The organism is Actinomadura vinacea (assembly GCF_039532545.1).
In the GTDB taxonomy this organism is placed as follows: domain Bacteria; phylum Actinomycetota; class Actinomycetes; order Streptosporangiales; family Streptosporangiaceae; genus Spirillospora; species Spirillospora vinacea.
This window is the reverse complement of the sequence record NZ_BAAARW010000012.1, coordinates 337,954-361,271: the sequence shown is the minus strand read 5'-3', so window position 1 is coordinate 361,271 and position 23,318 is coordinate 337,954. Positions and strand designations below refer to the sequence as shown.

Below are 23,318 nucleotides of genomic sequence, written 5' to 3'. Positions count from 1 at the left end.
CCGTTGTCGGCAGTGCGCCGCTACAGGCACCGGGCCGGGCGCGTAGCAGCAGTAGAACGCCAGTTCGCGGGTGCAGCGCACCCGCGGTGGCGTGCCCATCACCGGTCAGCGGAGGGCAGGTGGATCGCGTTGGAGGCCATGGGCGGCCAGCCCGGCCGGGACGACGGCGGGAGACCTGCAGACCGCTGCGCAGGTGATCGAGACCCTGGATCGGTGCGGGCATTGGGGTAGTCAGAGGAATCGGCACGACTTCTCAAGACCGAACTCCGCGGGAGACTTCGCCGTGCAAGATCTTCCTCGGTGGCCGTGGAAACCACGCTGCGCCCGCAGCCGCGGCTGGATGATGCGCAGTTCGGCCGCTTGGAGGCCGAGTTGAACCGCGGCCCTGCCGCGCACCGCTATGCCATCGACCAGCAGATCTCTAAGAAAATGTATTTCGACGTCACCGCAGGACGGAAATGTCAGCCACTTGACGTCAAGGCATCTGCTTCTTGTTGGTACAACGAATCTGATGGCCGACTGGCAATGATCATTCGTGCGGGCAATGTTGTTGTTGTCTGGGTCATGGTCTTCGGGAAGGATTCCTGCTCTGGCGGCGGCCCAGTGCCCAGAATCTGGACTGATAGGATCAGCGTGGCGTCAGAGTTGGGGTGGGGGGAAGAAGTCGAATTCGCCGTTGCGGACGCCGGCTAGGAAGGCTTCCCATTCGGGGCGGGTGTAGATGATGACTTCGGCGTCGGGATGGTGGCTGTGGCGCACGGCGACGCGTTCGGTGCCGTCGTTCAGGGGGCCAGCCTCGACGCAACTGCCGCCGTGGTCGGGGCTGTAGGTGCTGATGTGCCAGGCAATGCGCGCTCGTTCCTCGGGGGCGAGTGCTTCGTTCTTCTCTGACATGCTCACTGCCATTTCGCTGCTATCGCTGAGATGAGCTCGATGGAATCTGCTGGTCCGAGGGCATTGGTCGTGTGTACATCGTATGTCCGGAGGAAGCGTTCAGTGTCGGGTGACTCGACGTAGAGGCCGCCTGCCATCGTCTCCACATATGCCACCTCGGGGAACTGGGCGGGCAGCTGGAAGATGGTGAAGGCGCCGTGTGTGCTGGCGGGTGTGCCCGCGCGGAAGGGGCAGACTCGAATGTCGATCGTGGGCTTGGTCGAGCATTGGCCCAGGTGGTGAAGTTGGGCGGCCATGGTCTGTGGGGTGCCGATCTTACGGTGCAGGACTGCCTCGTCCAGTACCACCGACAGGCGGGGCGGGGTTTCGCCGTCAAGCACTTGCTGACGGGTCATCCTCAGCTCGAGCCAGCGTTCGACCTGCTCGGGCGTCGCTCCTGGATCGTTGATCTGGAGAAGCTTCTCCGCGTACGTAGGAATCTGAAGCAGGCCAGGCACCACCATCGCGGCGAACGAGCGGATGTGGGTGGCCCGTGTTTCTAGCCAGACGAAGTCGATCATGGAGCCCGCCACGTCCTGCGCGTAGCCGTCCCACCAACCCTTCTGCCAGACGTCCTGGCTGAGTTTGAGGAGTGCTTCTCGGCGCTGGGGGTCGGAGACGCTGTACAGGTCGAGCAGTGCCAGCAGGTCGGGACGCCGGATCGGGTAGAAGCCGGTCTCGTACCGGCTGAGCGTTCCGGTGTCGCGCTGGAGGTATTCGGCGGCCTCCTTGAGCAAGATCCCTTTGGCGTCGCGTAGTTGTCGAAGCTCCTGTCCTAGCCATTGGGAGCGCAGGGTCGAACGTTGTAGCGCGGCGGCCATCTCCGTGTTCCCTCCTCAGAAAAATCATGAGCTAGTTGGCTCAGGCAACTTGTGGTACGCGTTGCGGACTGAAACTATACCGACTGTGCGGATCCAAGTGCAGAGAGTTATCAATTAGGTCGGAAAGAGGGGCCGGGACGCTGAGCGCGTGGTGGCGGAGGCGTCCCGGCCCGGTTGCTCGGAAGGGAGCACCCTGATGGATGGCATCCACGAGTCCGAACCATCGTCTGTCTACCACGTCGACGACCCGGACGGGAGCCGGGCCGCCGCTGAGGTGGCCGAGTTGGCCGGGGGTGCGGTGGCGCGCATGTTCGCGCTGGTGCAGGAGTACGACGACGACAACGACGAGCCGGTGCGCGAGGTCGTGGCCTACGGCATGGCGCTGCCCGGCGGGCACGTCATGACAGTTCTGCCGTCAGGTGCGGGTCTCTCCAAGTGGCAGAGTGTGGACAGCGCTTCGCGGAGGACCGGCTCGGAGTTGGTCTGGCTTGTGTGAGGCTGAAGGAGCGGCCCCGGAACCGGTGGCTCCGGGGCCGCTCTGGTTCGCTGCTGAACCGCGATGCTGTCGGCATGGAGATGATGTGATGACCGGGGAGGAAGGGCGGTGAATGAGCGTCTGGAAGAGGCCCTCGGTTTCACTTGGGATCGGGCGGGGGCGAAGTCGGGGATCGCGGAGCACTCGGTGGAGCGTGCTGCCTGGCGATACCAGCGCTCATTGCCCGAGTACGTATGGGACGCCGCGGTCCTCGAAGGTAACCCGTTCACATTTCCTGAAGTGCAGACGCTGATGGAGGGGATCACCGTCGGCGGCCGTAAAGTCAGTGATGAACGGCAAGTGATCAATCTCGCCGAGGCCGCGTAGCAACTCGTCAGTGTGGTGAAATCCGGAGAGTTCTGGATGGACAAGCCCACCTCGGACTATCTGCAGCTGCTGATCGCCCGCGATGAGGCCCTTGAGGCCGGTCACTTCCGTGGCGAAGGGGCGCTGACCCTCACGCCTGGCGTGAACCTCGGAGAGCACGGGCGATACATGCCACCGGAGACCGAGTCCGGCGGAGCGAATCTGCGCCGTATCCACAGTCGCGGCTTGGAAGCCATCGATGCATACGTCGATCATCCGTTCGAGCAGGCCCTCGCCTACTTCCTTTTTGCGGCGCTACAGCGGTTCTATTTTGACGGCAACAAGCGGACAGGCCGTTCTATGATGAACGGGCTCTTGATGTCGCACGGTATCGACGCGATCAGTGTTCCGGCCGCTCGGCGCCTTGACTTCAACACGAAGATGGTCGACTTCTACCGCACGCGGGACGCGACGGAGATGTTCGCGTTCTTGCGGTCGTGCCATCCCGACGTGGACCCGTCGACAAGCGGCTGACCCGATCGCCGCCCGGAGCCGTTACCGGGCCGCGATCGGGCCGCGTCCTGCGGGTCAGTAGGACGGGAGGGACGGGTCGATTTGCTTGACCCAGGCCAGGACGCCGCCGCCTACGTGGACGGCGTCCGAGAAGCCGGCGCTCTTGACCACGGCCAGGGCCTCGGCGCTGCGGACGCCCGACTTGCAGTGCAGGACGATCTTCTTGTCCTGCGGGAGGCGCTCCAGGGCGCTGCCGTTCAGGAACTCGCCCTTCGGGATGAGGGTGGCGCCCGGGATGGCGACGATCTCGTACTCGTTGGGCTCGCGGACGTCCACCAGGAAGATGTCGTCGCCGCGGTCCTGCATGGACTTGAGCTCGGTGGCCGAGATGGTGGAGTCCTTCACGGCCTCGGCGGCCTCGTCGGAGACCGCGCCGCAGAACGCCTCGTAGTCCTCGAGCAGTTCGGTCTGCGTGGGGTTCTTGCCGCACAGCGGGCACTCGGGGTCCTTGCGGACCTTGACCTGGCGGTAGTTCATCTCCAGGGCGTCGTAGATCATCAGGCGGCCGACCAGCGGGTCGCCGATGCCGGCGATCAGCTTGATGGCCTCGTTCACCTGGATGGAGCCGATCGACGCGCACAGCACGCCGAGGACGCCGCCCTCCGCGCAGGACGGGACCATGCCGGGGGGCGGGGGCTCAGGGTAGAGGCAGCGGTAGCAGGGGCCGTGCTCGGCCCAGAAGACGGACGCCTGGCCGTCGAAGCGGTAGATGGAGCCCCAGACGTAGGGCTTGCCGAGCAGGACGGCGGCGTCGTTCACCATGTAGCGGGTGGCGAAGTTGTCGGTGCCGTCGACGATCAGGTCGTACTGGCCGAAGATGTCCATGACGTTGTCGCGGTCGAGTGAGGTGTTGTGCACCACCACGTCGATCAGCGGGTTGATCTCGCGGACGGTGTCGGCGGCCGACTCGGCCTTCGGCTTGCCCAGCGACGACTGCCGGTGGATGACCTGGCGCTGCAGGTTGGACTCGTCCACGACGTCGAAGTCGATGATGCCGAGCGTGCCCACTCCGGCCGCGGCCAGGTACATCAGGGCGGGGGAGCCGAGGCCGCCCGCGCCCACGCACAGGACCTTGGCGTTCTTGAGCCGTTTCTGCCCGGCCATCCCGACGTCCGGAATGATCAGGTGTCGCGAGTAACGGTTGACCTCGTCGCGGGTGAGCTCCGCTGCGGGCTCGACCAGAGGTGGCAACGACACTGTGGGTGCTCCTGTGCTGACGCTCGGCTGTGACGGGGGCAGGACCTCATCGTCCCCTCACCGCACAACCTTGCCATGCCGCCGCGCATTCCCGAACCCCGTGCCCGGCTAAGCCGCACGTCAGCATGTGCGACCGGGACGAGTCTCTTGACTGATGACCCTGACGACAGGGCGCATCGGGGCAAACCGCAGCTAATCTTGACGGTTGTGGCGTTCTTGCCTCCCAATTCCCAGCCGCCGGGCCCTGCGGCGGATCCGACGACCGCGGTCGTGCCCGGACTCGGGCCTCGGCCCGTGGTCGCGGCGACCGTGCTGGGCCTTCGTGCTCGGCAGTGGATGGTCGTGGCGGCGGTGCTCGGCTGCTGCTACCTGATGGTCAGCGTGGTGGCGCTCACCGGCGCGTGGGCCGCGCTGAACCGCGAGCCGACCAATGCCGAGCTGCAGCGCGCCGCGAACGCGGAGGTGGCGCGGCGCTGGCAGGCCTGGCCCGCCGGGAAGATCTTCCCCGATCGGGTCGGGTACTCGCTGGGCCGGGGCAGGAGCGAGTTCGCGTCCCGGCTGGGCGTCGCCCCCCAGACGACCTGCCAGGGCGCGGTCGATCCCGAGATCTCCGCGGTGCTGCGCCGGCACGGCTGCCGCGCCGTGCTCCGCGCCACCTACGCCGACCAGCTCCAGGGCGTCGTGGTCACGGTCGGCGTGGTCGCCTTCGCGGACGCCTGGCGGGCGGACCGGGCGTTCCGCGAGCTGCCGTCCGCGGTGCTGCCCGACCGGTCCAGCGGGGTGCGGCCCGCGCTGCGCGCCGTCTCGTTTCCCGGGACGCCCTCGGCCCGGTTCATCGACGCCGCCCGGATGGACCGAACCGCCGACCGCGGCGGCCCGTACGTGATGTTGACCACCTCGGGCCACGCCGACGGGCGCCCGGCCGCCGCCGTGACCAAGGAGCATCCCGGTGACCCGTACGCGCTGGCGCCGCAGCTGGCGCGGGGGATCGCCCGGCCGCTGTCCCAGCAGGCCCTGCCGGACTGCTCCAGCCGCGAATGGCGGTGCTGAGGTGCGTCTGCGCAGACTCGCTGCCGCGGTGCTGCTGGCGGCCGTCGCCGTCCCCGGCCTGGCGCCCGTCGCGCACGCCGACGAGGTGCGGGCCCGCCAGCGGTCGGTGATGGCCACGCTGGAGGTCGAGACGGCGTGGAAGACCACCCGTGGGGCCGGTGTGACGGTGGCCGTCGTGGACTCCGGCGTGGACGCCCGGCAGGCCGACCTGGCCGGCTCGGTCATCAACGGCCCCAACATGCTGGAGGGCATCGACGCTGGCACCCGTCCGGCGCGGCTGCACGGCACCGGGATGGCCTCGCTGATCGCCGGGCACGGGCACGGCCCCGGCGGCCGGGACGGGGTCATGGGCATCGCCCCGGAGGCGAAGATCCTGGGGATCCGGTCCATCGCGGAGCAGGAGGACGCCGGCTACGCCGCCTACCGGACGTCCCCGCAGGCCGATGACTCGGTGGCGCGGGGCATCCGGTACGCCGCCGACAACGGCGCCGACGTCATCAACCTCTCCCTCGGCAAGAACGACGTCAACCCGGAGGAGCGCGCGGCCATCGGGCACGCCATCGGCAAGGGCGTGGTGGTGGTCTCGGCGGTCGGCAACGACGGCGACAAGCGGGGGCGGCTGGACGGCGACGGGTTCGCCCCGTACTCCTACCCGGCGTCCTTTCCCGGTGTGATCGGGGTGGCCGCCACTGATGCGCGGCACGGCCGGGCCGGGTTCTCCAACCGGAACTACTCGGTGGTCGTCTCGGCTCCCGGCTCGGGGCTGCCGGTGGCCGCTCCCGGCGGGGAGTACTTCCTGACCGACGGGACGAGCGACTCGTCCGCCCTGGTGTCGGGGATCGCGGCGCTGATCCGGTCGCGCCATCCCAAGATGCCCCCGACCCTGGTCGCGCAGGCGCTCATCCAGGGCACCAAGCACGGCCCGGGCGGTACTTACGACCCCGGGGTCGGCTTCGGCGAGGTGAACGCGGCCCGCGCCCTCTCGGCGGCCGACGGGCTGACCAGGCCGCGCGCGGGCGCGGCCGGGAAAGCGGCCGGGCAGCGTTTCGGGCCGGCCGATCCGGGGCCGGTGAACGTCATCGAGCGGCCCGGCTGGGTGACCGCCGTGATCGTGATCGTGACGACGGTGGGCGTGGCCGGCGCGGTGGCGGCCCTCGCCATCGCGATCACCCTGGCCCGCCGCCACCCCCGCAATGCCCTCCAGCCGGGCCTCGCCCTGGCCGCGACGGCGCCGCGCGGTCCGGCGGGTCCCTGGGGGGCGCCCGATCCTTGGCGGGCGCCGCCGCCGAACGGGCCGCCGCGCACGGCGCACGACATCAGCCCTTGGAACGCACCGCCTCCTGACGGGCCGCGCCGGCCCCAGTGACCTGGGCGCGGTTCCGGACCTGCCGTCGTGATCGTTACGAGACTCGTCGGCCAATCCTCGCGGGCCTGGCCGCGATCGGCTGTTCGCTCCGGCTCGCGCTGAGGCGCCCGCGCCGCGGCGTGCCCCCGGTGGCGGAGGTGCAGGGCGGGGCGTCAGAATCGGTGGATGGGAGCGGATCCTGATGACTACGCCGAGGCCGTGCTGGACGCGGTCGAGCGGATCCCGCCCGGCCGCGTCCTGGCGTACGGCGACGTGGCGGAAATGGTGGGAAGCGGCGGCCCGCGCCAGGTCGGCCGGGTGATGTCCTTGTACGGCGGCGGCGTGCCGTGGTGGCGGGTGATCCGCGCCGACGGCGGCCTGCTGTCGGGGCACGAGGTCCGCGCCTTGGAGGAGTACCGGGCGGAGGGGACCCCGATGCGTCCGGACGGCCGCCGCGTGGACATGCGCCTCGCCCGCTGGGACGGCCGTTCCTGAGCGGAGGCGTCGGCGGGGACGGCCCGTCTCGCACCCGCTCGACCCACCGCGGTGGCCGCGCGCGGATCATCTCGGTGGACGCCGGCACCGGAGCGCTGCTCGGTGTCCGCTGAGTCGCACGGGACGTCACCGGGCGTCCACGGATCGTCGCGTCGCGGTTTCGTATCGGGCGTCTCATCTGCGACATGCGGCGGATGTGGTCAGAGCAGGCCCGGTGATCTGCTCCAATGAAATGTTGTGCCACCAGCCTCCTACCGTCTCGTGCGCCGCGTGGGTCCCGCGCGGGCCGTCCCGCCGGTCCTCGACGAGCGGCAGCGGCGGGTCGTCGAGCATGCGGGCGGTCCGATGCTGGTCCTCGCCGGGCCGGGCACCGGCAAGACGACCACGATCGTCGAGGCGGTGGTCGACCGGATCGAGCGCCGCGGCGTCGACCCGGAGCGGGTGCTGGTCCTCACCTTCAGCCGGAAGGCGGCCGGTGAGCTGCGCGAGCGCATCACCGGACGGTTGCGCCGCACCACCCGCACGCCGCTGGCGCTGACGTTCCACAGCTACGCCTACGCGCTGCTGCGCCGCGACGCCGTCCTGAACGAGGAGCCCCCGCCGCGCCTGCTGTCGGGCCCCGAGCAGCTGCTGGAGGTGCGGCGGCTGCTGGAAGGCGAGCTGGCCGACGGGGCGCGCGACTGGCCCGAGCGGCTGCGCCCCGCGCTGGCGACCCGCGGCTTCGCCGAGGAGTTGCGCGACTTCGCCCTGCGCGCCGCCGAGCGCGGTTACCTCCCCGAGGACCTGGTCACGGTCGGACGGACCCAGGCCCGCGACGACTGGACCGCCATCGGGCGGTTCATGGAGCGCTACGCGGAGCGGTTCGCCGTCGACCCGGTGCAGACCTACGACTACGCCGAGCTGATCCACATGGCCGCGGGGCTGCTCGCGGCCGACGAGGACGCCCTGCACCGCGAGCGGGACGCCTACGACGCGGTGTTCGTCGACGAGTACCAGGACACCGACCCCGCCCAGGAGGCGCTGCTCAGCCGACTGGCGGGGGAGGGCCGCGACCTGGTGGTGGTGGGCGACCCCGACCAGTCGATCTACGGGTTCCGGGGCGCCGACGTGCGCGGGATCCTGGAGTTCCCGGCGCGGTTCCCGACCATCGACGGCGACCCGGCCCCGGTGGTGGCGCTGCGCGACTGCCGCCGGATGGGCCCGGAGGTCCTGGAGGCGTCCCGGCGGATCGCGCGCCGCCTGCCCGCCGGGGTGCCGGCCGCCGAGCACCGCGCGCTGCGTCCCGTGGAACCCCCCGAGGCCGCCGGCGACGCGATCGGCGACGAGGTGCGGGCTGTGATCGCGGACTCGGAGAGCCAGGAGTCGGCGCTGGTCGCCGACGAGCTGCGCCGCGCGCACCTGCTCGACGGCGTGCCCTGGTCCCGGATGGCGGTGCTGGTGCGCAGCGCCGTGCGGCAGGTCCCCATGCTGCGGCGCGCGCTCGCCCAGGCGGGCGTGCCCGTGGTCGTGGCGGGCGACGAGGTGCCGCTGATCGCCGAGCCCGCCGTGCGGCCCCTCCTGGTGCTGCTGCGCGCGGCGCTGAAGAAGGGCTACCTGGACGAGCTGATCGTCGAGGACCTCCTCACCGGCCCGCTCGGCGGCGCCGACGCGCTCGGCATGCGGCGGCTCAAGCGGGCGCTGCGCGACCTGGAGGACCTGTCGGGCGGGCACCGCTCGCTGAGCGAGCTGCTGGTGGCGGCGGTCGACGACCCGCGCGAGCTGGTCCCCGTCCACGAGAAGGTGCGCGCCCCCGCCGAGCGCATCGCCCGGCTGATCGAGCTGGCCCGGGAGAGCGCGCAGGGCGGGGGCACCGCGGAGGACGTGCTGTGGGCGGTGTGGCGGGAGAGCGGGCTCGCCGACGAGCTGCTGGAGCAGAGCGTCCGGGGCGGGACGCGCGGCGCCGCCGCCGACCGCGATCTCGACGCGGTCGTCGCGCTGTTCGATCACGCCGCCCGCTTCGTCGACCGGCTGCCGCAGGCGGGGCCCGAGCTGTTCGTCGACACCGTCGCCTCCCAGGAGATCGCCGGGGACACGCTGGCCGAGCAGGCCCCGCAGGGCGAGGCGGTGCGCATCCTGACCGCGCACCGGTCCAAGGGCCTGGAGTGGGACGTGGTCGTGGTCGCGGGCGTCCAGGAGGGCGTGTGGCCGGACCTGCGGCTGCGCGGCTCGCTGCTGGGCATTGAGGAACTGGTCGAGTTGTCGGCGGGCAGCGAGCTGGAGCGCGAGGCGCAGGCGCACGCCGAGGCCCTGGCCCGCGCCGGCGGCCGGGACGGCGGCGGCAGCGCCGCGGCGGCGGGCGCGTCGATGTCCGCCAAGATGATGGACGAGGAGCGCCGCCTGTTCTACGTCGCCGTGACCCGCGCCCGGCACCGCCTGGTGGTGACCGCGGTCGGCGGCGACGACTCCGAGGAGCGCCCCTCCCGGTTCCTCAACGAGCTGCTGCCCGGTGCGATCGAGCGGTCCCAGCTCGACGAGAAGACCCGCTGGCTGTCGCTGCCTGCGCTGGTGGCCGACCTGCGCTCGGTCGCGGGCGACCCGTCCCGTCCGGAGCCGATGCGGCGCGCCGCCGCGGGGCACCTGGCCCGGCTGGCGCGGGCGGGGGTGCGCGGCGCCCGTCCGGAGAACTGGTACGCCATCACCGCGCTCTCCGACTCCGGTCCCGCGTTCGGCGAGGACGAGCAGATCACCATCTCGCCGTCCCAGGTCGAGGCGTTCACCACCTGCGGGCTGCGCTGGCTGCTGGCCTCGGCGGTCGGCGCGCAGGAGGGCGGGCCGAACGAGTTCGCCACCATGGGCAAGGTCGTGCACGCGGTGGCGGAGATGGCCGGCGCCGACGACGGCGTCACCGAGGTCGACCTCGCCCGCCGCCTCGACGACATCTGGACCGACCTGGAGTTCCGCAGCTCCTGGTATTCGGAGAAGCAGCGCGAGCAGGCCACCGCGATGGTGGACAGGTTCCTCGGCTGGCACCGCGACAACCCCAACGAGGTCGTCGCGCTGGAGGAGTCGTTCAAGGTCGACCTCGGCCGGGTCGTCATCAAGGGCCGCATCGACCGCGCCGAACGCGACGAGCACGGCCGCGCCGTGATCATCGACATCAAGACCTCCAGCACCGCCGTCCCCAAGGACGACCTGGCCCGGCACCCGCAGCTCGGCGTGTACCAGTACGCGGTGATGCTCGGCGCGTTCGAGCGGCACGGCCTGATCGAGCCGGGCGGCGCCAAGCTGATCCAGGTCGGGAAGGCCGCGTTCACCGCGAAGGCGCGCGAGCAGGAGCAGCCGCCGCCGGGCGACGACGCCGACCCCGAGTGGCCCAAGAAGCTCGTCGAGGTCGTGGCGACCGGCATGGCCAGCGACGTGTTCCAGGCGCGCGCCAACGACAAGTGTCGGACCTGCCCCGTACGGTCCTGCTGCCCCGTCCACGACGAGGGCGGGCAGGTCGGTCCGTGACGCGGCGTTCCAGGGCCGGGGCGGGGGAGGGTGAGGGCGGGTGATCACTCCGGCGGAGCTGGCCCGGCTGCTGGAGATCCCCGAGCCGACCGGCGAGCAGGCCCGGGTGATCGAGGCGCCGCTGGCGCCGATGGCGGTCATCGCGGGCGCCGGGTCGGGCAAGAGCGAGACGATGGCGGCCCGGGTGGTGTGGCTGGTCGCCAACGGGTTCGTGCGGCCCGAGCGCGTCCTCGGCCTGACCTTCACCCGCAAGGCGGCGGCGGAGCTGGGGGCGCGCGTCCGCAAGCGGCTCGACCGACTGCGCGAGGTGCTGCCCGCCGACGAGCTGGCCCGGATCGGCGGGGAGTCGCTGTTCGACGGCGAGCCGATGGTGTCGACGTACCACTCCTACGCGGCCCGGCTGTTCGGCGACCACGCGCTGCGCGAGGCCCTGGAGCCGACCATGCGGCTGATCTCCCCGGCGGTGGCGTGGCAGATCTGCTCGCGGACCGTGGACGCCTACGACGGCCCCATGGACAAGATCGACTGGCAACCGGACACCGTCACCAAGGCCGTGATGGAACTGTCCGGCGACCTGTCGGAGCACCTGCGCACCGGCGACGACGTCCGGAAGGTCGGGGCCTGGCTGGACGAGCGGCTCGCCGCGCTGAAGAAGCCCCTGAAGGCGCAGAAGGACATCCTGGCCAAGCATTCGGTGCGCGAGCAGCTGATGCCGCTGATCGAGGCGTACCACCGGGCCAAGTCCGACCGGGAGGTCATCGACCACGGCGACCAGATGGCCCTGTCCGCGCGGATCGCCCACAAGCATCCCGAGGTCGGGATGATCGAGCGGTCCCGCTTCTCGGTCGTGCTGCTCGACGAGTACCAGGACACCAGCCAGGCGCAGCTCGTCCTGCTCAAGTCGCTGTTCGCCGGGGGACACCCGGTCACGGCGGTGGGCGACCCGTGCCAGTCCATCTACGGCTGGCGCGGCGCGAGCGCGGGCAACCTGCTGCGCTTCGCCTACGACTTCCCGCTGCAGCCCGCGATCGCGGGGCGCCGTCCCGACGCGGCGCCGGTGGTGCAGCTCAGCCGCAGCTTCCGCAACGGCGAACGGATCCTCGACGTCGCCGCCAAGGTCCAGGAGGAGCTGCGCGCGGAGACTACGGCGGTGCCGCGGCTCGTGCCGGGGGCGGGGCGGGAGGAGCGCGGGCGCGTCGAGTGCGCGCTGTTCGAGACCGTCGAGGACGAGGCCGACCGGATCGCCGCCCGCATCGCGCAGCTTCTGGCGGGCGACCCGGCGACCGCCCCGGACGGCGGCCCGTGGACCGGGGCGGAGCCGCTCCAGTACGGCGACATCGCGATCCTGGCCCGCAAGCGCTCCCAGTTCCCGCTGGTCCGGCGGGCCCTGGAGACCCGCGGCATCCCGGTCGAGGTGGTCGGGCTGGGCGGGCTGCTGACCGTCCCCGAGGTGCAGGACGTCGTCGCCACGCTCCGCGTCATGCACGACCCGACCGCGGGCGCGTCCCTGGCCCGGCTGCTGACCGGCCCGCGGTGGCGGCTCGGCCCGCGCGACCTGGTCGCCCTCGGCCGCCGCGGCCGTGCCCTCGCGCAGGAGGCCGCCCGCGACGTCACCCCGCCTGAGCCCCGTCCCGGCGAGGCGGCCGACGAGCCCGCCCCGGATGGTGAAGGGGAGGGGCTCGCCGACGACCCGCTGCGGCAGCTGGTCGGCGAGCTCAACCAGGAGACCGGCAGCCTCGTCGACGCGCTCGACGACCTCGGCCCGCCCGACGCGTTCTCCCCGGAGGGCTTCGGCAGGCTGCGCCGGCTCCGCGACGAGCTGCGCCACCTGCGCGGCCAGGTCGGCCTGCCCCTGCCCGACCTGGTCAACGAGGTCGAGCGCACCCTCGGCCTCGACATCGAGGTCGCCGCCCGCTCCGGCCTCGACCCGGTCACCGCCCGCGCCGACCTGGACGCCTTCATCGACGCCGCCGCCAGGTTCGCGGGCGACGCCGAGGACCCGACGCTCGGCGCGTTCCTGGCCTACCTCAAGGCCGCCGAGAGCGAGGAGTTCGGGCTCGAGGCCGGCCGGGTCGGCGAGACCAACAGCGTCAAGCTCCTCACCGTGCACGCCTCCAAGGGCCTGGAATGGCCCGTCGTGATCGTCCCCGGCCTGGCGTACACGGCGCAGAAGAGCGGCGGGCCCGCCAAAGGGTCGATCTTCCCGTCGCCGCCGCAGAACGCCACCCGCTGGACCGCCAACCCGCGCGTGCTGCCGTTCATGCTCCGCGGCGACCGCGCCGACCTGCCCACGCTGCGCGGACTGGAGAAGGACGACCTGACCGCGTTCGACGCCGCGTGCGCCGAACGCGACCTGCGCGAGGAACGCCGCCTGGCGTACGTGGCCGTCACCCGTGCGTCCAGCCTGCTCATCGCCACCGGGTACTGGTGGGGCGCGTCCGGCCGCCCGCTCGGGCCGTCGCCGTTCCTGGACGAGGTCCGCCAAGTGTGCCTCGCCGGGGCGGGCTCGGTCGCCATCTGGGCCGACCCGCCCGAGGAGGGCACCGCCAACCCGCTCCTCGCCGAGCCGGAGACCTCCAGCTGGCCGCCCGAGCACGGCTCCGCGCAGGGCGACGCCGCGTCCCGCGAACGGTACGAGGCGATCGTCGAGGCCGCCCGGATGGTCGAGGACGCCATGCTCGGCCGCCCCCGTCCCTGGGCCGGCACCGACGGGCTCGGCGCCGCCGACCGGGCCCGCATGAGCGCCTGGGCGCGGGACGTCGAGCTGCTGCTGGCCGAGCGCGACCGCGGCCGCGGCGGCGACGGCGCGCTCGTCGAGCTGCCCGCGCACCTGTCGGTGTCCTCGCTGGTCTCGCTCGCCCGCGACCCGGCCGCCCTGGCCCGCCAGATCCGCCGCCCGATGCCGCGCCCGCCCGCCCCGTACGCGCGCCGCGGCACCGCCTTCCACGCCTGGCTGGAGGGCCGCTGGGGGCAGCAGCGCCTGCTCGACCCCGACGAGCTGCCCGGTGCCGCCGACGAGGGCGCCGCCGACGACTCCGACCTGGGCGCGCTGCGCGACAGCTTCGAGCAGTCGGAATGGGCCGCCCGCGAACCGCTCGACATCGAGGTCCCGTTCGAGACGATCATCGGGGACCGGCTGGTGCGGGGCCGCATGGACGCCGTCTTCCGCGACCGCGAGGGCCGCTACGAGGTCGTCGACTGGAAGACCGGGCGCCCGCCGTCCGGCGACGACGCCCGCTTCGCTTCCGTGCAGCTGGCCGCCTACCGGCTGGCCTGGGCCGAGCTGGTGGGCGTCCCGGTCGACCAGGTCAGCGCCGCCTTCCACTACGTGCGCGCCAACGTGACCGTCCGGCCCACCGACCTGCTCGACGCCGCCGGGCTCACCGCTCTGCTGGAGGCCGTCCCCGCGGTGTGATCGGATGATCGCGAACCGCCCCCTGTTCACCGTGCGTGGTTTCGGAGATGATGCGCGCAACAAACCCCGCGGGTGAGTGGAGGCACTAGTGGTGGTGGCGCACGACGAGAAGGTCGTACGGGAGTTCTCCAAGCAGGCGGAGGCATTCGGGGATCCGCGGTTGAACACCGCGTTCACCCGGCATCTCGGCCGGCTGGTGGAATTCATGGAGCCGGAACTGGACCTGGAGGACGTCGTGCTGGAGGTCGCGGCCGGGACCGGGCTGGTCTCGCGCGCGATCGCCGGGCGGGTGCGGCACGTGACCGCGCTCGACCTCACCCCCGCCATGCTGGCGCAGGGCAAGCGCGAAGCCGACCGCGACGGCGTCACCAACGTCACCTTCACCCGCGGCGACGCCGCCGGGCTGACCTACGCCGACCGGTCGTTCACGCTGGTCGTGACGCGGTTCTCGCTGCACCAGGTGGCCGACCCGAAGGCGGTGGTCGAGGAGATGGCGCGGGTCAGCCGGCCCGGCGCCGCGCTGATCGTCGCCGACCTGATCCGCCCGGACGGCCTGGCCGGCGACCCCGACCGCGTCGAGCGGCTCCGCGACCCCTCGCACGGCGCCCTGCTCACCGAGGAGCGGATCACCGAGCTGGTCGCCGCGACCGGCGCCGAGGTGCGGCGGGTCGACCGGTTCGAGCTCGTCCGGCCGCTGGAGCCGTGGCTGGCGCTGGCGCACACCGAGCCCGACGCCGCGGCCCAGATCCGCAAGGAACTGGAGGACGAGCTGGCGGGCGGCGACCCCACCGGCATGCGCCCCGGCATGGTGGACGGCGAGCTGCACTTCACCCACTCCTACCTCTACCTGCACGCCAACGCGGCCTGAGGGATTTTCGATAGAACGTGCGACTGGTGTCGCTCATGTGTTCTATGTTGTCGAACATGAGTTCCAGTGTGCGTGCGGTGACCGGCCGGGAGCCGGCCGCGCTGGCGATGCGGATCGGGGTGGTCGCGGCCGAGGCGGCCCTGGCCACCTTCGCCCGCAACCTCGACCTCGACGAGGTCGAGTCCGGCGAGGTCGACTTCCGCGGCGCCATCGGCCCCGCGGAATGGCCGGTGTTCTCGCTGGTCATCGACACGCTGGCGGAGGCCGGCCCGGGCGACGACCGGCCGCTGGACGAGCGGCGCGTGGACGCGCTGAACGACCTGGCCCGGATCTGCATGGCGGCCAAGGGCCGCGCCGGCGCGGCCTGACCGGCGTCAGGTGGGCAGGGCGCGGGTGCGGATCTTGCCGGTGCCGGTGCGCGGCAGCTCGTCCACGAAGTGCACGTCGCGGGGCGCCTTGTAGCGGGCCAGCCGCCGCTTCACCAGGTCCTTGAGGTCGTCCCCGGTCACGGTCGCGCCCGGCGCCCGCACCACGTAAGCGGCCAGCCGCTGCCCCCACCGCTCGTCGTCCACCCCGGTGACCGCGACCTCGGCGACCCCGGGATGGCCGCCGAGCAGGTCCTCCACCTCGGCCGGGAACACGTTCTCGCCGCCCGACACGATCATGTCGTCGGCCCGGCCGTCGACGAACAGCCGGCCGGCCGCGTCGAAGTGGCCGAGGTCGCCGCTGCCGGTCAGGCCGTCCCGCACCCGCTTGCCGCCGCCCCCGGTGTACCCGGCGAACCGCAGCCCGCCGCCGGTGTGGATCTCCCCGACCTCCCCGGCGGGCAGCTCGTTCCCGTCCCCGTCCAGGATCCGGACGGTGATCCGGAACGACGGGCGGCCGACCGTCCCGGGGGCCTCGCGGGCGTCCCGGGGCGTGGCGATGGTCGCCCAGCCGGTCTCCGTCGCCCCGTACACGTTGTGGACGACCTCGCCGAACGCGTCCATGAACGCCTCCGACAGGTGCGGGTGCAGGGCCGAGCCGCCGCACACCACCACGCGCAGCGACGCGGGCCGCGGGCCGTCCGGGACGTCCAGAAGCCGCCGCAGCATGACCGGAACGGCGACCAGCGTCTCCGCCCCGTGCTCCTCGATCGCGTCCAGGATCTGTTTCGGGTCGAACCGGCGGAACAGCACCAGCGGCATACCCGTGCCCAGCGCGACCGACATGTAGGCGAACCCGAGCACGTGGAACAGCGGCGGCGCGACCACGATCGGGGCGCCCGACCGCACCGGCACCCGGACCATGTGGCTGAGCGCGACGGGCAGCAGCGACCCGAGCGACAGGTCGTGCCGGGCGCCCTTGGGCGTCCCGGTCGTGCCCGACGTCATCACGATGACCCGGCTGGGACGTTCCGGCCGCGGCCGCAGGGGCGCCGTGCCCGCGAGGTCGTCGATCGTCTCGTGCGCGCCCGTCCCGTCGTGCCAGGCGTGGATCCGCGGCCCGCCGAGGCCGGCCTCGTCCACGACGGGGTCGAACTCCGCGTCGTGGATCAGCAGGCCCACGCCCTCGCGCCGGGCGACCTCGCCCAGCTGCGCCCCGGAGAAGTCGGTGTTGAGCAGCACCACGTCGTTGCCGAGCCGGGACGCGGCCAGCACCGCCTCCACGAACCCCCGATGGTTGCGGCACAGCACCCCGACCCGCTCGCCGGGCCGGGAGAGGCGGGCGCGCAGGGCGGCGGCCAGGCCCGCGGCGCGCCGGTCCAACTCGGCGTGCGTCAGCGTGCCGCGCTCGTCGATGAGCGCCGTCCGGCGGGGGAAGCGCAGCGCCGCCATCGCCTCGACGGTGGCGGGCACCGGCCCGTACCGGAAGTACGGGAGCGGCAGCCGGACGGCCCGGTCGGGACGGACCGGACGGAGCGCCCCCACGTCCCACATCGCCTTCGTCGCGCGCGCTCCCAGGCTCGCCATCGTTCGTATCCGGTCGAGCGGCACGACACCTTCTCCTTCACGGGACGCCGGGGACGGCTCACGCCATACCCATACTCCTCTCCGATATGTGGTCGGCGTCCTCAGCGGGCGGCCCCGATGATCGCGGACGGCGCGCAGGCGCACGCCCAGTGGACGGATCATCGCGGAGCGCTAGGCTGCTGGTTTTCGCCGCCTTTGGGGGAGTCTGTGGGCAAAGCCGAACCGGCCGATGACCTTCCGCCGCTCGGGCTGCTGCCGCCCGAGGCGCGGGTGCGGGCGCTCGAACATGTCGCCGCCGGCAAGGTGCTGCTCGCCGTCAAGGCCGTCGTCGACGCCACCGGCCTCGACCTCAAGCAGGCCCGCGCGTGCGTGGAAGACCTCAAGGGCGAGGTGATCGCGCGCGGCGTCCCGCTGGAGGTCGAGCGGCGGGCGCTGGAACTGCTCGGCGACGGTGAACCGGCCGGGGCGGTCCGCGAAGTGCGGCGCCACACATCCCTGGACCGCCGCGACGCCAAGCGCTACGTCTCCGTCCTGCAGGCCGGGCGCGCCCGGCAGCCGCTGACCGCCCGGGTCAGGGCGTACCGCGCGGCGAACGACCCCGGCTCGGCGCTCCTGGCCGTCCAGGTGGAGACCGGGATGACCCGGGACGAGGCCGAACGCTTCATCGCCGCCCTCGACGACTAGTCAGGCCGGGTGAACCACCGCGTCATACCGGACGATCATCGTCCATGGCGACGTGACCGGACCGGTCGAGGTAATGGAACTCGGGTTTGGGGTGCATCAGGAAATCGTGGTGCGAGATGTTCCACGCGTAGGCGCCGGCCATGCCGAAGGCGATGAGGTCCCCGGGGCGCAGGGGCGGGACCGGGACGTCGCGGGCGAACACGTCCTTCGGCGTGCAGAGCTGCCCGACCAGAGTGGCGGGCCGCTCCTCACCGCGTTCGGCCGTGAGGACGGTGAAGGGCTGGTCGTGGCCCTTGGTCACGGGCGTGCGCAGGTGGTGCGTGCCTCCTCTTAGGACGACGTAGGTCTCGCCGTGGGTGGTCTTCACATCGAGGACGTCGGTGACGTACCAGCCGTGGTAGGCGGTCAGGGCGCGGCCGGGTTCGATGCGAAGCTTGGCCGGGCGGTCGGGGAGACCGCTGGTGTACGACTCCCAGTCGAAGCGGGACTCGGGGGAGCGGTAGTCCACGGCCATGCCGCCGCCCAGGTTGATTTCTGGGTCTTCAACGCCGTGCGCCTCCAGCCAGGGAAGGGCCCAATCGATGATGTGCCGTGCCAGATCGAGCATTGCGGGGGCGTTCAGGCCGGAGGCCAGGTGGGCGTGGACGCCTCTAAGGGTGAGATGTGGTGTGCCGGCGATGGTGTGCGCGCATGTGTTGAGCGCTTCCTCGTCCATGCCGAAGGGGCCGCTCATCTGAAGCGCCGCCCCGGCCGTACGGAGCGGGAGGTTGGCCCGGAGAAGGACGGTGGCGGGCCGTTCCATCTGAGCGAGACGGGCCAGCTCGCTGGGACTCTCCACGTGAATGCGTTCCACGCCGAGGTCGAGAGCCAAGGCCAGCTCCTCGTCCGTCTTGCCGGGGCCGCCGAAGGCGAGGCGTGCGCCGGGCAGGGTCTCGCGTACGTGCGTCAGCTCGCCCCCGGAGGACACCTCGATGCCGTCCACATGAGGGGCCAGGGCGCGCAGTATGGCCGCGTCAGGGTTGGCCTTGGCGGCGTAGAAGAGTTCAGGGCGTAGAGCACTCTTGATGGACGCTGCATGCTCGCTCAGGCCATCCAGGTCGTAGACGTAGGCCGGGAGCCGGGTGAGGCCCTGCGTGAGGTTGGATGGGGTCGGATTCAACGGATTCAACGGGTTCATGGTCCGGCGAAAGGGTTGGGGACGGGGACGTAGGTCGCGGTGCGATCGGCGGTGCGTGCCCAGCGCGCGCGCAGGTTGGCCTTGGCGGGGAAGGGGACACCGGCCAGGAGGGCGCGCAGTTGCGGATGGTCGCCGCAGGAGGAGAAGTGGGGCCGCGCCGTGGGCCAGAGGTCTTCGTCGATGCCGGGGTGGAGGTCGGCCACGGCCGCCGCTATCTCGGTCAGGTGGTTGACCAGGAGGCAGTACACGACACGGTTCCAGGCGCGTCCCGAGTCGTAGGTGATGGCTTCGCGTACGCGGGGTGGGAGAGCCGCGAGGCGGTCGTGCCAGGCGGGGGTGAGCTTGGTCCCTTCCAGGTCGCGGAAGGCCGTCTGTACCGGCATTCCCTCGTCGTCCACCGCGACCAGCACGTTCTGTAGGTGGGCCTCAAGGATGACCCCGTGTTCCAGGTAAGCGCGCAGCGCGGGACGTGCGACGTGCTGCACGTAGGCGTCCCACCAGGCGAGCGCGCCCTCTGGGGTGGCCAAGGCCGGGAGACGGGAGAGGGTGCTGCCGTAGGGGTCGGCCAAGGCGGCTGAGAGGAGGGGGGTGCCGTTGAGGCCGCCCACTCCTTGGCGCAGGATCACACCGAGTCCCTCATGCAGCCTCCGGTCGGCCAAGGCGACGCTGCGGTACGCGGGTTCGGCCAGGAACGTGCAGCCTTCCAGCGAGGCGAAGATGGGCTGGATGATGTCGTTCAGGGCCACCGCGCCGGTCAGCTCGTACCAGGCGTTCTTACGGACGCAGTTGGTTATGCGGATGTCCAGGCTGAACTTGCAGAACACATCGGCGGCGGGCACGTAGGCCGTCCGGACGGATGATGTGGGTGCCACCTCGGGGGCGGCGGACCCGAGGTCGTGCAGCAGCCCTTCGGCGAAGGCCTTGCGCAGGACGGGACGGTTGGCCAGGAGCGTGAGCTGCCACGGGTGGGCGGGCAGAAGGCGATGGCCGGGCGGGACGGCCGGGCCCAGCTCGTCCAGGCGCGCGAACGCGGCAGGATCCCCTTCCTCGATCAGGAGCTCTTCCCGTACGGCGAGCCAACGAGGGAGGAAACGCGCCCTGGCCTCCGGTGCGTACGGCAGCCATTGTGCGGGGCTGCCCTGCCGCGCCTTGGGCGAGGGATGGAAACGATGCCCGGACAGCAGCGACTGCTCCGACTCCAGGTAACAGGACACCGCACCCTGCGCCCCTTGGAGTTCCTCACGTGCGCCCTCACCCACGTCGCCACGCGCGGCCAGTAGCGCTCCCAACGTCGCACGGCTGTCCCGCACCTGTGTGAGGAACTCCGGGTTCGCCTGGCCGGTGACCAGCTCCAGCTCGCCCGCCACGAGATCGGCCAGGCGCTCCCAGCCGGTCGCGATCCAGGAGGCGGTCCGGCGTTCCTCGAACGGGGGAGCCAACCGGTAGGTGGGTCCGACCGGCGGCCTGGCCAGGCCGGTGCGCAGCGTGACCCCGACGCGGGGCAGCCGCATCACGAGGTGCCCGCCGTCGGCCCACACCTGCTGCTCGGGCGCGCACACCTCCCTGACGAGGCAGTTGAGCAGCGCTGTGGCGGTGGCGTCGTCGGCGGTGAGAGCCGGTCGTGTCAGCAACACGTGTCGTCCCGAAGGTAGTTGGGCCCCGGCGGGCCGTAGTGCTTGTTGATGTCGGCGGAGCCGGTGCGGGCCTTGTCGACGAGGGTTCCGGCGGTGACCATCGCCTTGGTCGGCAGGGTGCCGGCGTCCAGGGTGCGGGCCCGGAGGAAGGCGTCCTCAGGGCCGAGTGCCGCGTCGAGCCGTTCGCGGATCATCGCCAGGCCGGCCCGCAGCGGCAGCAGGCCCCGCTCGGCCAGCCCGAAGGCCGGCGCGGCGGCGCACAGGTGGAGCGTGATGGTGACGAAGACCCTGGCCAGTGCCTCCGGGTCGCGTGTCACCATGCGGGGATCGGCGAACGTGCCCTCGCCGGGCCGTCCCTCCCCGAGTACGAGAGTCCCGTCGTAGTCCTTGACGAGCAGCTTGAGACCGCCGTTGGGTAAGGAATCGCTGCGTAAGCCGTTGCTGGGCAGGGCGTCGTCCAGGACAAGGGACACGTTCTGTTGGTGGGCCTCCAGCGCGATGCCGCGCCGGAACAGGGTCACGTTCCAGGACAGCAGGGCGTCCAGGTAGGCGCCGAAGAGGGTGGGCACGTCCCACCGTTCGATGACGAGCCCGCCGCCGGGCTCGGTGGCGAGCAGGGCCGCCACCGGGACGACGTGCGCGTGCGCCGTCTCGGGCGGGAAACGGCGCACCAGGTAGGCGAGCATGGGTGAGCCCGCGTGCCCGTAGGTCTGTTCATCGGCCAGGAGTACGGGCAGGTGCGGCTCTTCCTCCAGGACGCGGTGGAGCAGGCGTTCGGCCAAGGCGCCGTCCGGCAGGGTGCGTGGGACGATCGTCCGCCGGTTGCGCAGCCCCAGCGTGCTGGTGGGCAACGGCACCTTCAGGTGGGTGAGCGTGTCCGTCGCCACTGCCATGCTGCGCATCGAGAGTGTTGGCGCGACCGACAGGTACGGCTCTGGGGCGAGTTGCACGTCCTTGAGATGTGGAACGGCCAGGGGGTGCACCGGGAAGAGGTCGTCGTCCGGCCACCAGTCGGGCCGGGTCCCCGCCTCCGTTACTTGCTCCTTGGGGACGGCCGCCCACCGCATCTGGAAAGTCGGCGCGAACTCGGGCGCGTAGCGCTCCAGGTCCTCCGGCTTCAGACCTATGCGGCAACGGCCCATCGGGTGGACGGGGTGGTCGGTGTAGGCGGCGAGCGTCTCGTAGTAGGTGCCAGGGCCGCGGCGTAGTCCGTCCGGGAGGCGGCGTAGTCGTTCCAGCACGGCAGGTTGGGCCGCCTGATGCAGCTGTCCGGTGGCGAGAGTCTCCCGGCATTCGCGGGCGAAGGCCGTTACATCGTCGCTGGGGTCGGCTAGCTCCTGCACCAAGGCGATGACGTCGTCCAGCCTCAAACGCTGTGCAGGGTCCACCTTGTGGGTCGACAGGAATCCGGAATGAAGCCCTTCGGTGGACCGGCCATCGAGGAGGCGCAGGCTCCCGTGGGGGAGTTCCAACGACTGTCCTTTGACGAAGCGCTGAAGGCCCGCGTAGTCCTCGCGGACAAGCGCGTCCAGCACCCGTGCCGCGAGCGTGGCCTCGTTCACTGGATCGTCCAGGAGTATGCGGCACGGAAGCGCTTCAACGTGGCTTCGACCTTGTCCTCCGATGGGCCGATGGCGCGGATCGTTCCCAGGTAGTCGCGGTTCGTGCGGGTGAGGGCTATCTGTTCGCCGACCTTGCGCTGCGGCCGGTACGACACAGTCACAGAACCGTCGGTCAGTTCCGTGGCATCGGGAGCCGCCGTTAGAACACCCGGCCGTTCGGCAAGGACGACCTCGGCGACGGCAGTCCGCCCCGCGTCGTTGGCAGGAGGTTCGTACGGCGGCAAGGGCTCGCCCATGTGCACGCGCAGGATCCAGTCGAAGAGAGGCGCGCCGAGCAGGTCGGCCATGAGGAAGTCGCAGTGGTCGCCGATGAGCCGGTAATTGACCTCGATCAGCCGTGCACGCCCCTCGTGCACGACGAACTCCGTATGGCAGGCGCCGAAGCCCACCCCCAGCGCGTCCAGTTGTGCGAGCACCTGTTCCGTCTCGGGAGGCGGCGGCGCCCATGCGAGGCGTTCCTCAATGAAATACGGAGGCGGTGAGACCGTGGTGTGGAAGGAGCCGAGGACGCGCAGCTCGCGGCCGTCCCCGAGGGTCTCCAGGGTGTGCAGCTCGCCGGGCAGGTACTCCTCCACGACCAGGGGGTCGGATCGCCTTGCCCGGATCTCCTCGCAACGGATGGCCAGTTCGGCGGCGTCCTGCACGAGAAAGACGTCCTCACTGGCCACCCCCTCGCGCGGCTTGAGGACCAGTGGGTACGGGGCGTCCTCGGGCACCCGCTCCGCCGCCGCCGAGAAGACCGGGTCGACACCTGCCAGATGGCGCCGCATGAGGGCTTTGTTCTTGGCGCGGGTGGCCGCCCTCCAGTCCTTGCCGGGCAGGCCGTGATAGGCGGCGGCGAGGGCCGTGGGGGCCTGCAGGAAGTCGCTGTTGGAGAAGAACGCGGCCGGCGCGAGGTCCTCGCACCGCGCGATGATCTCGCGGTAGTCGGTCACGTCGCAGGCGACGATCGGGCCGTCGAAGACCTCGGCGTGCTCCGCCGGGCGGTCGGTGAGCAGCGTGACCGGCGCGGTGCCCGCCATTGCCGAGAGCCGGGCGGCGGCGGGGAGGAAGCCGGACGTCACCGAGTCGGTGACCTTCCCGGCGACGAGAACGAGCGACAGCGACGCGGAGAGCGGGGCGCCCACGGCCACCTTCCGGATAGTGAGGTAAGGCTTGCCTAACTCGAAGAAGGCACCATAGTGGCGGTGCCGCATGCCCGGCGCAAGCAAGGCGCCGCGCG

20 protein-coding genes are annotated in these 23,318 nt (G+C 71.6%); 12 read left to right on the top strand and 8 right to left on the bottom strand.

Translation table 11 applies throughout. The features are described from left to right. The first annotated feature begins 306 nt into the window (after nt 1-306). Complete coding sequence (locus ABD340_RS16965; protein ID WP_344589932.1) at nt 307-693, top strand: hypothetical protein; 387 nt, start codon at nt 307-309, stop codon at nt 691-693. Here the strand turns inward: ABD340_RS16965 and ABD340_RS16960 are convergent. Further along, nucleotides 640-894 (bottom strand): DUF397 domain-containing protein, encoded by a 255-nt coding sequence (locus ABD340_RS16960; protein ID WP_344589931.1) that lies wholly within the window; start codon nt 892-894, stop codon nt 640-642. The genes ABD340_RS16965 and ABD340_RS16960 overlap by 54 nt on opposite strands. A gap of 2 nt (nt 895-896) precedes the next feature. After that, nucleotides 897-1,754: a helix-turn-helix domain-containing protein gene (locus ABD340_RS16955; protein WP_344589930.1), complete on the bottom strand. Its 858-nt coding sequence runs from the start codon at nt 1,752-1,754 to the stop codon at nt 897-899. 196 nt (nt 1,755-1,950) lie between these two features. Between ABD340_RS16955 and ABD340_RS16950 the strand changes: the two genes are divergently transcribed. The 3 genes from ABD340_RS16950 (at nt 1,951) to ABD340_RS16940 (ending at nt 3,129) form a co-directional block, all read left to right on the top strand. Further along, nucleotides 1,951-2,250: a hypothetical protein gene (locus ABD340_RS16950; RefSeq protein ID WP_344589929.1), complete on the top strand. Its 300-nt coding sequence runs from the start codon at nt 1,951-1,953 to the stop codon at nt 2,248-2,250. A 108-nt stretch (nt 2,251-2,358) separates the two neighbouring features. Further along, nucleotides 2,359-2,616, top strand: coding sequence for a hypothetical protein (locus ABD340_RS16945; RefSeq protein ID WP_344589928.1), 258 nt, complete (start codon nt 2,359-2,361; stop codon nt 2,614-2,616). A gap of 36 nt (nt 2,617-2,652) precedes the next feature. Next, nucleotides 2,653-3,129, top strand: coding sequence for a Fic family protein (locus ABD340_RS16940; RefSeq protein WP_344589927.1), 477 nt, complete (start codon nt 2,653-2,655; stop codon nt 3,127-3,129). 54 nt (nt 3,130-3,183) lie between these two features. On the opposite strand, the gene moeZ is transcribed toward ABD340_RS16940, so the two are convergent. After that, complete coding sequence (gene moeZ / locus ABD340_RS16935) at nt 3,184-4,365, bottom strand: adenylyltransferase/sulfurtransferase MoeZ (RefSeq protein ID WP_344589926.1); 1,182 nt, start codon at nt 4,363-4,365, stop codon at nt 3,184-3,186. A 270-nt stretch (nt 4,366-4,635) separates the two neighbouring features. On the opposite strand from moeZ, the gene ABD340_RS16930 reads away from it, so the two are divergent. The 7 genes from ABD340_RS16930 (at nt 4,636) to ABD340_RS16900 (ending at nt 15,395) form a co-directional block, all read left to right on the top strand. Next, a complete protein-coding gene (locus ABD340_RS16930) occupies nt 4,636-5,415 on the top strand; it encodes a hypothetical protein (protein ID WP_344589925.1) in 780 nt (259 codons plus the stop codon). Between the two features lies 1 nt (nt 5,416). Further along, a complete protein-coding gene (locus ABD340_RS16925; RefSeq protein WP_344589924.1) occupies nt 5,417-6,781 on the top strand; it encodes a S8 family serine peptidase in 1,365 nt (454 codons plus the stop codon). A 165-nt stretch (nt 6,782-6,946) separates the two neighbouring features. Further along, the gene (locus ABD340_RS16920; protein ID WP_344589923.1) at nt 6,947-7,255 is read left to right on the top strand and encodes an MGMT family protein; all 309 of its coding nucleotides are present in this window, start codon (nt 6,947-6,949) and stop codon (nt 7,253-7,255) included. A 261-nt stretch (nt 7,256-7,516) separates the two neighbouring features. After that, a complete protein-coding gene (locus tag ABD340_RS16915) occupies nt 7,517-10,744 on the top strand; it encodes an ATP-dependent helicase (RefSeq protein WP_344589922.1) in 3,228 nt (1,075 codons plus the stop codon). Between the two features lie 40 nt (nt 10,745-10,784). Further along, on the top strand, nt 10,785-14,159 hold the full coding sequence (locus ABD340_RS16910; protein ID WP_344589921.1) for an ATP-dependent helicase: 3,375 nt from the start codon (nt 10,785-10,787) through the stop codon (nt 14,157-14,159). Between the two features lie 76 nt (nt 14,160-14,235). Then, nucleotides 14,236-15,027, top strand: coding sequence for a class I SAM-dependent methyltransferase (locus ABD340_RS16905; RefSeq protein ID WP_344589920.1), 792 nt, complete (start codon nt 14,236-14,238; stop codon nt 15,025-15,027). Between the two features lie 56 nt (nt 15,028-15,083). After that, nucleotides 15,084-15,395, top strand: coding sequence for a hypothetical protein (locus ABD340_RS16900; protein WP_344589919.1), 312 nt, complete (start codon nt 15,084-15,086; stop codon nt 15,393-15,395). Nucleotides 15,396-15,401: 6 nt separating this feature from the next. Here the strand turns inward: ABD340_RS16900 and ABD340_RS16895 are convergent, their stop codons facing one another. Beyond that, the gene (locus ABD340_RS16895) at nt 15,402-16,979 is read right to left on the bottom strand and encodes an AMP-binding protein (protein WP_344589918.1); all 1,578 of its coding nucleotides are present in this window, start codon (nt 16,977-16,979) and stop codon (nt 15,402-15,404) included. 207 nt (nt 16,980-17,186) lie between these two features. On the opposite strand from ABD340_RS16895, the gene ABD340_RS16890 reads away from it, so the two are divergent. Further along, the gene (locus ABD340_RS16890) at nt 17,187-17,663 is read left to right on the top strand and encodes a hypothetical protein (protein ID WP_344589917.1); all 477 of its coding nucleotides are present in this window, start codon (nt 17,187-17,189) and stop codon (nt 17,661-17,663) included. Nucleotides 17,664-17,685: 22 nt separating this feature from the next. On the opposite strand, the gene ABD340_RS16885 is transcribed toward ABD340_RS16890, so the two are convergent. From ABD340_RS16885 to ABD340_RS16870, 4 genes are read right to left on the bottom strand one after another with little or no spacing between them, the layout of a single operon-like run. Beyond that, nucleotides 17,686-18,822, bottom strand: coding sequence for a type III PLP-dependent enzyme (locus ABD340_RS16885; RefSeq protein WP_344589916.1), 1,137 nt, complete (start codon nt 18,820-18,822; stop codon nt 17,686-17,688). Between the two features lie 14 nt (nt 18,823-18,836). Then, complete coding sequence (locus tag ABD340_RS16880) at nt 18,837-20,474, bottom strand: IucA/IucC family protein (protein WP_344589915.1); 1,638 nt, start codon at nt 20,472-20,474, stop codon at nt 18,837-18,839. Further along, nucleotides 20,465-22,036, bottom strand: coding sequence for an IucA/IucC family protein (locus tag ABD340_RS16875; protein ID WP_344589914.1), 1,572 nt, complete (start codon nt 22,034-22,036; stop codon nt 20,465-20,467). The genes ABD340_RS16880 and ABD340_RS16875 overlap by 10 nt, the downstream gene beginning before the upstream one ends. Further along, nucleotides 22,033-23,229, bottom strand: a complete 1,197-nt coding sequence (locus ABD340_RS16870) for an ATP-grasp domain-containing protein (RefSeq protein WP_344589913.1) — start codon at nt 23,227-23,229, stop codon at nt 22,033-22,035. The genes ABD340_RS16875 and ABD340_RS16870 overlap by 4 nt, the downstream gene beginning before the upstream one ends. Nucleotides 23,230-23,318: the final 89 nt, after the last annotated feature.

Bases quoted from the DNA above. Each gene is read 5' to 3' on its own strand.
- ABD340_RS16960 (WP_344589931.1), bottom strand. From the start codon at position 894: ATGTCAGAGAAGAACGAAGCACTCGCCCCCGAGGAACGAGCGCGCATT.
- ABD340_RS16955 (WP_344589930.1), bottom strand. From the start codon at position 1,754: ATGGCCGCCGCGCTACAACGTTCGACCCTGCGCTCCCAATGGCTAGGA.
- ABD340_RS16950 (WP_344589929.1), top strand. From the start codon at position 1,951: ATGGATGGCATCCACGAGTCCGAACCATCGTCTGTCTACCACGTCGAC.
- ABD340_RS16940 (WP_344589927.1), top strand. From the start codon at position 2,653: ATGGACAAGCCCACCTCGGACTATCTGCAGCTGCTGATCGCCCGCGAT.
- ABD340_RS16920 (WP_344589923.1), top strand. From the start codon at position 6,947: ATGGGAGCGGATCCTGATGACTACGCCGAGGCCGTGCTGGACGCGGTC.
- ABD340_RS16900 (WP_344589919.1), top strand. From the start codon at position 15,084: ATGAGTTCCAGTGTGCGTGCGGTGACCGGCCGGGAGCCGGCCGCGCTG.
- ABD340_RS16895 (WP_344589918.1), bottom strand. From the start codon at position 16,979: ATGGCGAGCCTGGGAGCGCGCGCGACGAAGGCGATGTGGGACGTGGGG.